The following is a 9,341-nucleotide window of genomic DNA, read 5'->3' as shown; positions in this document are numbered from 1 at the left end:
ACGTTGTTTGTTTCGTTCAGTTTTCAAAGAACTACTTGGTCGCTCATTTGCGACTTCCTTATGTTAACATCTTCGTTTTTCGATGTCAACTAAGTTTTTCAATTTCTTTTTTGTCGTTTTCTGCGTTTCCGCATCAGCGACGGTTATTAATATATCATAGTGAAAAATGAAATGCAACACCTTTTATAAACTTTTTTTAAAACTGCCCACATTTCTTTTTTTATATCATATACTTAAACGAAATATCTCTTTCATGTATGAGCAATTCCTACATATATTTTATATAAAGTTACTCTATCAAAAGACGTTTCTTTCTATAATAAGCGTTTTATTCATATAGCATATCATACAAGGAGGAATATATATGGACTATACCGATTTATTAATCAAACTAGGTCTCTCGGCTATTTTAGGATTTGCCATTGGTTTAGAACGTGAATTAAAACGGAAACCACTTGGTTTAAAAACGTGTTTAGTTATTTCTATTATTAGTTGCCTCCTAACGATTGTTTCTATTAAAGCAGCTTATAACTTACCACATACCGATCATATGAATATGGATCCACTTCGACTTGCCGCTCAAATTGTATCAGGAATTGGTTTTTTAGGTGCTGGCGTAATTTTAAGAAGAGGCAACGATAGCATTGCAGGGCTCACGACTGCCGCTATGATCTGGGGTGCTTCTGGTATTGGTATTGCTGTTGGGGCCGGATTCTATATTGAAGCGATATTCGGAATGTGTTTCCTTATGATTAGTGTCGAACTTATACCACTCGCGATGAAATATGTAGGCCCTAGATCATTTCGTCAACGTGATATCGCTGTGAAACTTGTTGTACGAAATATGGACAATATCCCAATCGTAATTGAAGAAATAAAAGAAATGGATATAAAAGTTAAGAATATGAAGCTTAAAACATTAGAAAACGGTTCTCACTATTTACATCTTAAACTGTCCATTGATCAAAAAAGACATACTGCTGATGTTTACTATGCTCTCCAGCATCTTGAAAGTGTCCAACAAACTGAAGTTGAAAGTATGTAACGTAAAACAAACTCTCTTTAATTAGAGAGTTTTTCTTTTTTCTATAATGGTAACAATGAATGTAGTCCTGCAAAATAAGGAGGAATTGGCAATTGAAATCCCGTCCAAAATTAGTAGATGCATTTCGTGATTCCATTATTTTTCGTTTAATTTGTTTTATTATTATACTTACCGCTTTTTCCGGCTTTCTTATACATAGATTAGAACCATCTCACTTTACCACATGGTTTGATGGAATTTGGTGGTCAATCGTTACAATTTTCACTGTTGGCTATGGTGACTTTGCCCCGCATACACTAATCGGCAAACTTATCGGTATGGGTATTATTTTATTTGGAACTGGTTTTTGTTCTTATTATATGGTTCTATTCGCCACTGATATGATTAATAAACAATATATGAAAGTTAAAGGAGAAGAAGCCGCGACTTCTAACGGTCATATGATTATTGTCGGCTGGAACGAACGGGCAAAACATGTTGTAAAACAAATGCACGTATTACAACCAAACCTTGATATCGTTTTAATTGATGAAACACTTTCTTTACTCCCAAAACCATTCCATCATTTAGAATTTATAAAAGGTTGTCCGCATCACGATCAAACTTTATTAAAGGCTAATATTGCAACGGCACACACCATATTAATAACAGCAGATAAAGAAAAAAACGAAAGCTTAGCTGATACAGAGTCCATCTTAAATATTTTAACTGCAAAAGGACTTAATCCAAACATTCATTGCATCGCTGAACTTCTTACTTCTGAACAAATACAAAATGCAACGAGAGCTGGCGCGTCAGAAATTATAGAAGGAAATAAATTAACGAGCTATGTATTTACCGCTTCTCTTTTATTCCCTTCTATTTCAGGTGTACTATTTTCACTTTACGATGAGATCTCTGATAATAAATTACAACTGATGCAGCTTCCCATGTCCTGCACCGGACAAACTTTTGCAAATTGCAGCTATACTCTTTTAAAGCAAAACATTCTCTTGCTAGGTATAAAGCGCGACGATCAATATATGATTAACCCAGTCCATACCTTCATTCTTATCGAAAGCGACATACTCATTGTTATTCACCATTAGTAAAATGTTTTTCTAGTTCTTGCATAAGCACTTTCCCAATATTGATATATTTTCTTTTCACATCTCCATCTGGATCTTTCGGCTCAGCAAATTGATCCATCCCACTCGTTCCAGCGGTTAAAGTATTTACATGATCATCTAGTTCGTCTTGATATATGTGCGAAAGAATATACGGCGTTCCAAGACGAACTATTACGCCTGGTACATCTAGTTCTCCATCAACCGCTGTAAATGGCACTCGTAAAAATTGATAGCCATCTTCTTCATCGATTTTATAATCAAAGCATCCTTTATCATAATCCCAATTACCACCAATACTATATCCAAGTGGTTTCATAATCTCTTCTAACTTATATAACGCATATGTACGTCCTTCTAAATTTGATTGAATCGGAATCAAGTCCATCCCTCCTAGACTTTTTCTTTAGCATACCCACTCTAGTTTGAATATACTGATGGACTTTTCGATGAAATAATAAAAAGCGGCCGGATTCCGGCCGCTTTTTATTATTTTAAACGCTCTTCTAATTCTGCTTTTAATTCTTCAAATCCTGGTTTACCAAGTAAAGCAAACATGTTTTTCTTGTATGCTTCTACTCCCGGTTGGTCAAATGGATTTACGCCTAATAAGTAGCCGCTCATCGCACATGCTTTTTCGAAGAAGTATACAAGGTAACCGAATGTATACTCATTTAATTCAGGAATATTTACGATTAAGTTTGGTACTCCGCCATCGCTATGTGCAAGTAATGTACCTTCGTATGCTTTCGTGTTTACGAAGTCTACAGTTTCACCAGCAAGGTAGTTTAATCCATCTAAATCGTTTTCTTCTGATTCGATTGTTAGTTCATGTGTAGGTTTACCTACTTTTAGAACTGTTTCAAATAAGTCACGACGACCTTCTTGAACATATTGACCTAATGAGTGTAAGTCAGTTGAGAAGTTTGCTGAAGATGGGAAAATACCTTTTTGATCTTTTCCTTCACTTTCACCAAATAACTGTTTCCACCACTCAGCGAAGTATTGAAGTGCTGGCTCATAGTTAACAAGCATTTCAATTGTTTTTCCTTTATTGTATAAAGCATTACGAACTACTGCATATTGGTAAGCTGGGTTTTCTTCTAGTTCTGATGTACCGAAGTCCTCACGACCAGCAGCTGCACCTTTCATCATCTCTTCAATATTTAAGCCACTTACTGCGATTGGTAATAAACCAACTGGCGTTAATACAGAGAAACGTCCTCCAACATCATCTGGAATAACAAATGTTTCGTAACCTTCGTTATCAGCTAATGTTTTTAATGCGCCACGCGCTTTATCTGTCGTTGCATAAATACGTTTGCGCGCTTCTTCTTTTCCATATTTTTCTTCTAATAACTTACGGAAGATACGGAATGCTAGTGCTGGCTCTGTTGTTGTACCTGATTTGGAAATAACGTTAATAGAGAAGTCTTTACCTTCTAATACGTCCATTAAATCTTTCATGTAAGTGGAGCTAATGTTTTGTCCAACAAATAGCACTTGTGGAGTTTTACGTTGTTCTTTAGAAAGCGTGTTGTAGAAAGAATGGTTTAACATTTCGATTGCTGCGCGTGCTCCTAGGTAAGAACCACCAATACCTACAACAAGTAAAATGTCAGAGTCATTTTTAATTTTTTCTGCGCATTTTTGAATGCGAGCGAATTCTTCTTTGTCATATTGAAGCGGAAGGTCTACCCACCCAAGGAAATCGTTCCCAGCTCCAGTTTTTTCGTGGATTGCGTGATGTGTTACTTTCACTGCATCACGTAAATAAGTGATTTCATGTTCACCGATGAAGGATAACGCTTTAGAATAGTCGAACGTTACATGTGTACTCATCTTTTTCCCTCCAATTATGGATATGTATTTCTGTATTCACTTTAGCGAAACTGAAGTTGTAAATCAAGCGATTAGGCAATTGTAAACGTAACCAATATATATTTTTTAGAAAATGTTCATTTTTTGCATAAAAATTCGCATTTTTCGGTATAGATGTATATACATCCTCTTTCAAACATTTTTTATGTATAAAAACAACATAACTACCCCATTCTATAAAAGAGTTAATTAACTCATCGCTTGCTCATGCTTCACAATTAAGGGGGGCTTTTTCATGAGTACTTTACAACGTATTGCATTAGTCTTTACCGTAATTGGCGCTGTGAACTGGGGACTAATCGGATTTTTCCAGTTTGACTTAGTAGCAGCCATTTTCGGTGGACAAAATTCAGCTCTTGCACGTATTATTTACGGCATCGTTGGTATATCTGGGCTTATCAACCTTGGTCTACTGTTTAAACCATCTGAAAATCTTGGTAAGCACCCAGAAACAAACGGAATTCGATAATCAGTATGTCCTTTCACCTCCGACATACGAATATGATTGCATGCAATCATATTTGCAAATATATATCATAAGATAAAGTAAAAGAGGAACGCTCATATGCGTTCCTCTTTTACTTTGTTAACTCTGACTCTTCAATCCATTCTGCCAACTTTTCTCGCAGCGTATTAAATCCGTTTTCAGATGGGTTCGGTATAAGAATCCTTCCTTGTTTTCTTTTCGCCGCTTTTAACGATAAACTCATTTTTCTGTGCTCTTCATCAACTGAAAGTACCTTTACTTCTACTGTATCGCCGACCTTCAAAAAGTCATGAATATCCTTTACATATCCATTTGTAATTTCAGATATATGCACAAGTCCTTGTGTTTCTGCATCTAAAGCTACAAACGCACCGTAATCTTGAATTCCAGTCACTTTCCCTGTTACAACCACTCCTGTTGTATATTGTTCTGACATATGAAACACTCCCATACGTTTACCATTCTCTCTACAATTATAGAGAGCAAAGCAGATATATTTATTTTAAATATCCGATTGGTTAGTACGCATTCTAGATAACAATATCTAGAATGCGCATACCTTATATTAGTAAATTATACCACTATGACAGAACTCATTCAAAATTCATGAAAAATTCCCCTTAAAGAAGTATAATTCTCCAATATTGGGATAGACTACTAACACATGGCTTTCTAGTATTCCCCCCCTTTTATGGACAAAACGTATTACGTTTTGTCCTTTTTTTATTTTCAACAAACCGTTCCATTCTCTTCATTGCTTCCATAAGTTGTTCAAGCGACGTCGCATAAGAACAACGAATAAACCCTTCACCACTTTCGCCAAATACGCTACCAGGGACAACAGCTACTTTTTCTTCCAGCAATAACTGTTCTGCAAATTCCGCTGAAGATAATCCTGTTGAAGATATAGAAGGGAAAACATAAAATGCTCCGCCCGGCACATGACACGTTAAGCCCATTTCATTGAAAGATGTCGTCATAAAATTACGACGCTTCTTATAACTATCTCTCATCCGAATTACTTCATCATTCCCCGCACGTAACGCCTCAAGTGCTGCGAACTGAGACATCGTCGGTGCACACATCATGGAGTATTGGTGAATTTTGAGCATCAATTCTGAAAACTGAACAGGAGCTGCAATCATACCGAGACGCCATCCTGTCATCGCAAATCCTTTTGAAAATCCTGAAATTAAAATCGTATGCTCGCGCATATTTTTAATACTCGCGAAACTTGTATATGCTTCGTCGTATACAAGTTCTGCATAAATTTCATCAGATAATACAATTAGATTGTACTTCTCAACAATCACTGCTATTTCTTCAAGCTCGGATTTATTTAGCATTGCACCTGTCGGGTTATTTGGTGAACAAAGCAAAATCGCCTTTGTTTTCGCTGTAATAGCTGCTTCAATTTGTTCTGGTAGTACTTTAAACTCGTTTTCTAAAGTAGTCGCCACAGGAACCGGAACTCCTCCAGCTAATGTCACAAGTGGTGCATAAGAAACGAAGCTTGGTTCAACAATGAGCACTTCATCATCAGGATTTATAATGGCACGCATCGCTACATCTAACGCCTGGCTCGCTCCAACTGTAACAATGATTTCATCACTTGGATCATAAGATACTGCAAATTGTTTTTTTAGATACTTTGCTATTTCTTGACGGAGCTCCAATAATCCTGCATTTGCTGTATATGACGTATACCCTTGTTCCAAAGAACGAATACATGCTTGCCTTACATTCCAAGGGGTAACAAAATCCGGCTCTCCTACCCCGAGGGAAATAACACCTTTCATATTTGCTGCTAAATCAAAAAATTTTCGAATACCAGATGGTTTTAAAGATTCTGCTGATCTAGATAGTTCAAATTGCTTCATGGTGTCACCACAATTCGCTTATCATCATCGTCTTTTTCATAAATAACGCCCTCATGTTTATACTTCTTCAAAATGAAATGAGTAGTTGTAGAAACGACAGATTCAATTGTTGCTAATTTCTCAGAAACAAACATCGCTACTTCCCCCATCGTTTTCCCTTCTAATGTAATAGAAAGATCATATGTCCCTGACATTAAATAAACGGATTTCACTTCTGAATAACGATAAATTTGCTCAGCAACCGCATCAAACCCAACGCCGTGCTTTGGCGTAACTTTCACATCAATCATTGCCGTTAAACCTGTATGTTCTTTCACTTTCGTCCAATCGATATGTGTTACATAATCCACAATAATCTTTTCATTTTCTAATCTCGCAACCATCTTCTTTACTTCTTCTACTTCTATATTTAACAGCTTCGCTAATGTATCTACAGATAATCGACTACTCTTTTCAAGACAAGCTAATAATTCTAATTCTTTTTCTGTCACCATATAAATCATCCTTCCTTTTCGTTTGTGTCTAAATTATACAAATACCCTTTCCAGTTTGAAAAGAAGATTTTTCTATTGAATTATGTCAAAATAAAGTGAAACTTTAATCAGCGGAAAAATGCGTGATAAAGCGAAAGGGGATGGAACCGTGAAACCAAAAATTTATATTGCTGAACCAGTTCCGACATTTGTAGAAAACTATTTATCAGAACACTGTGATTACGAAAAATGGGATCAAAATGAGAAAGTACCTCGTGATGTTCTATTAGAGAAAATACAAGATAAAGATGGGTTATTAAATTTCGGATCTGCTATTAATGAAGAATTACTGACAGTGGCTCCTAACTTAAAAGTAGTGAGCAATATTTCTGTTGGTTACGATAATTTTGATTTACAAGCGATGAAAAATCGAAAGGTTATCGGAACGAATACACCATACGTATTAGATGATACAGTAGCTGATCTCGTTTTCGCCCTTATGCTATCAGCTGGGCGCCGCGTTTGCGAACTCGATTCTTACGTAAAAAATGGTGAATGGAACGCTGAAATCGGAAAAGAACACTTCGGACTAGATATACACCATAGCACAATTGGTATTATCGGTATGGGCCGAATTGGAGAAGCCGTTGCAAAACGAGCAAAATTCGGATTTGATATGAATGTTCTTTACTATAACCGCCGTCGTAAAGAAGAAGCTGAACAAAAATTCGATGCTACATATTGTGATTTACAGACGCTACTGAAGCAGTCTGACTTTATTGTTCTTCTTACTCCATTAACAGATGAAACATATCACCTTATCGGAGAAAAGGAATTTTCATTAATGAAAGAAACAGCAATCTTCATTAATGCTTCTCGGGGGAAAACAGTAGATGAAGAAGCGTTAATCCATGCTTTAACAGAAAAGAAAATCTTTGCAGCAGGCATCGATACTTTTACACAAGAGCCAATTCAAAAAGATAATCCACTCTTATCATTACAAAATGTTGTGACTTTACCGCACATCGGATCTGCAACATTAAAAACTCGTCAGCAAATGGCTATGACCGCCGCTGAAAATTTAGTTGCAGGGTTACAAGGAAAAACACCGCCTAATATTGTGCGCGGGTAATACTGAATAAACGAAAGGCAAGATGACATCGTCATCTTGCCTTTTTTTGTTAACATATTTTTTTCTTCCTTGGAGATGATATGAACAAAAATCAATGGAGTGACAAAAAATGAATCATAAATATACTTGTCCTTATTTCACTTTTTCCACTCGCGGCACTACTGTTCATTACGAATTGTATGAACATGATAATAAAACAGAACGCCCTACTTTCGTACTCGTTCACGGCTTTTTATCTTCCTCATTCAGTTACCGTCGTCTCATTCCTTTACTATCGAAAGCAGGAACAGTCATTGCTCTTGATTTACCACCGTTCGGAAAAAGTGATAAGTCTCATCTGTTTAAATATTCTTATCACAATTTAGCAACGATTATTATTGATTTAATTGAACATCTATCTCTCTCAAACATTGTGTTAGTTGGGCATTCTATGGGTGGACAAATTTCTCTTTATGTAAACCGTATACGTCCTGAACTCATTTCAAAGACGATTTTACTATGTAGCTCGAGTTATTTAGCACGCGCAACTTTACCTTTACTGTACTCTTCTTATTTACCGTTCTTTCATTTATACGTAAAGAACTGGATTATAAGGCGTGGCATTGTTCATAACTTAATGAATGTCGTTCATGATCATTCATTAATTGACGATGAAATGAAGGAAGGTTACTCCGCTCCTTTTTATGACAACCGTATATTCCCAGCTTTAACTCGTATGATACGAGATCGTGAAGGTGACTTATCCCCAACTGAATTACAAAAAATCGAAACACCTATCCTACTCATTTGGGGTGAAAAAGATCGCGTCGTCCCTGTACATGTAGGTCATCGTCTACACAAAGATTTACCGAATTCAAAATTTATTTCTTACGAAAACACAGGACATTTACTACCTGAAGAAAAGCCTGAACATGTTTATGAAGAAATTATCGCTTTTTCCGCGCAATAAAGTGAAACTTTAATCAGCCCCCACCTAACTTCTTTACTTCCGCTGAAGTTTGAGGTCGGGGTCTTACTGCCCGGAAAATAGCGGGATAATATAAAGAAGGCTGTCGGAAATTCCGACAGCCTACAATGAACAGCTTCCGCCTCCTTTTATTACAAGTAATTCCATAGCTAGTTTCTCACATTTTTCAAGCGCAGGTACTTCCTCAAAAGACATAAAGTATATATGTTGAATCTTCTTTGCGATGTATTTTGGATCATCAAACACACTTATGACGTTCACAACATCGCTCGCTTCTGTTTCATAAAACTCCGGTCCCATTTGAAACGGATCCCAATTCTTCACAACCTCTATCATCTTTTCATATGTACCCATTCGCTTCCCGCCTTTT

Annotated in this window: 11 protein-coding genes; 5 read left to right on the top strand and 6 right to left on the bottom strand. The window is 36.5% G+C overall.

Going from position 1 to position 9,341, the window contains the following annotated elements; genetic code table 11:
- The first annotated feature begins 364 nt into the window (after positions 1-364).
- The gene (locus tag ACS2QP_RS26175; RefSeq protein WP_000386676.1) at positions 365-1,045 is read left to right on the top strand and encodes an MgtC/SapB family protein; all 681 of its coding nucleotides are present in this window, start codon (positions 365-367) and stop codon (positions 1,043-1,045) included.
- Between the two features lie 92 nt (positions 1,046-1,137).
- Positions 1,138-2,133 (top strand): potassium channel family protein, encoded by a 996-nt coding sequence (locus ACS2QP_RS26170; protein WP_332285450.1) that lies wholly within the window; start codon positions 1,138-1,140, stop codon positions 2,131-2,133.
- Here ACS2QP_RS26170 and ACS2QP_RS26165 read toward each other — a convergent pair.
- Positions 2,120-2,533: a YugN-like family protein gene (locus tag ACS2QP_RS26165; protein ID WP_153579919.1), complete on the bottom strand. Its 414-nt coding sequence runs from the start codon at positions 2,531-2,533 to the stop codon at positions 2,120-2,122. The genes ACS2QP_RS26170 and ACS2QP_RS26165 overlap by 14 nt on opposite strands.
- A gap of 107 nt (positions 2,534-2,640) precedes the next feature.
- On the bottom strand, positions 2,641-3,993 hold the full coding sequence (locus tag ACS2QP_RS26160) for a glucose-6-phosphate isomerase (protein ID WP_000103660.1): 1,353 nt from the start codon (positions 3,991-3,993) through the stop codon (positions 2,641-2,643).
- Positions 3,994-4,267: 274 nt separating this feature from the next.
- Here ACS2QP_RS26160 and ACS2QP_RS26155 point away from each other — a divergent pair, with 274 nt between their 5' ends.
- On the top strand, positions 4,268-4,501 hold the full coding sequence (locus ACS2QP_RS26155) for a DUF378 domain-containing protein (protein ID WP_153582696.1): 234 nt from the start codon (positions 4,268-4,270) through the stop codon (positions 4,499-4,501).
- A gap of 109 nt (positions 4,502-4,610) precedes the next feature.
- Here ACS2QP_RS26155 and yugI read toward each other — a convergent pair whose 3' ends face one another.
- The 3 genes from yugI to ACS2QP_RS26140 form a co-directional block, all read right to left on the bottom strand.
- Positions 4,611-4,955, bottom strand: coding sequence for a S1 domain-containing post-transcriptional regulator GSP13 (gene yugI / locus ACS2QP_RS26150; protein ID WP_000003771.1), 345 nt, complete (start codon positions 4,953-4,955; stop codon positions 4,611-4,613).
- Positions 4,956-5,208: 253 nt separating this feature from the next.
- On the bottom strand, positions 5,209-6,399 hold the full coding sequence (locus tag ACS2QP_RS26145) for an aminotransferase (protein WP_063537880.1): 1,191 nt from the start codon (positions 6,397-6,399) through the stop codon (positions 5,209-5,211).
- Positions 6,396-6,893, bottom strand: a complete 498-nt coding sequence (locus ACS2QP_RS26140; protein WP_000255696.1) for an Lrp/AsnC family transcriptional regulator — start codon at positions 6,891-6,893, stop codon at positions 6,396-6,398. Before ACS2QP_RS26140 ends, ACS2QP_RS26145 begins: the two co-directional genes overlap by 4 nt.
- Positions 6,894-7,011: 118 nt before the next feature.
- On the opposite strand from ACS2QP_RS26140, the gene ACS2QP_RS26135 reads away from it, so the two are divergent.
- Together ACS2QP_RS26135 and ACS2QP_RS26130 are read left to right on the top strand one after the other, a co-directional pair.
- Entirely contained in the window at positions 7,012-8,004 is a 993-nt protein-coding gene (locus ACS2QP_RS26135; protein ID WP_153582698.1) for a 2-hydroxyacid dehydrogenase, read from the top strand.
- A 109-nt stretch (positions 8,005-8,113) separates the two neighbouring features.
- The gene (locus ACS2QP_RS26130) at positions 8,114-8,953 is read left to right on the top strand and encodes an alpha/beta fold hydrolase (protein ID WP_103621979.1); all 840 of its coding nucleotides are present in this window, start codon (positions 8,114-8,116) and stop codon (positions 8,951-8,953) included.
- Between the two features lie 120 nt (positions 8,954-9,073).
- Here the strand turns inward: ACS2QP_RS26130 and ACS2QP_RS26125 are convergent, their stop codons facing one another.
- Positions 9,074-9,325: a YugE family protein gene (locus tag ACS2QP_RS26125; protein ID WP_153582699.1), complete on the bottom strand. Its 252-nt coding sequence runs from the start codon at positions 9,323-9,325 to the stop codon at positions 9,074-9,076.
- Between the last annotated feature and the right edge of the window lie 16 nt (positions 9,326-9,341).

Origin of the sequence: Bacillus cereus group sp. Bce019, from assembly GCF_051781745.1 — a bacterium.
GTDB lineage: Bacteria > Bacillota > Bacilli > Bacillales > Bacillaceae_G > Bacillus_A > Bacillus_A cereus.
This window is presented reverse-complemented; position numbering and strand designations above follow the sequence as displayed.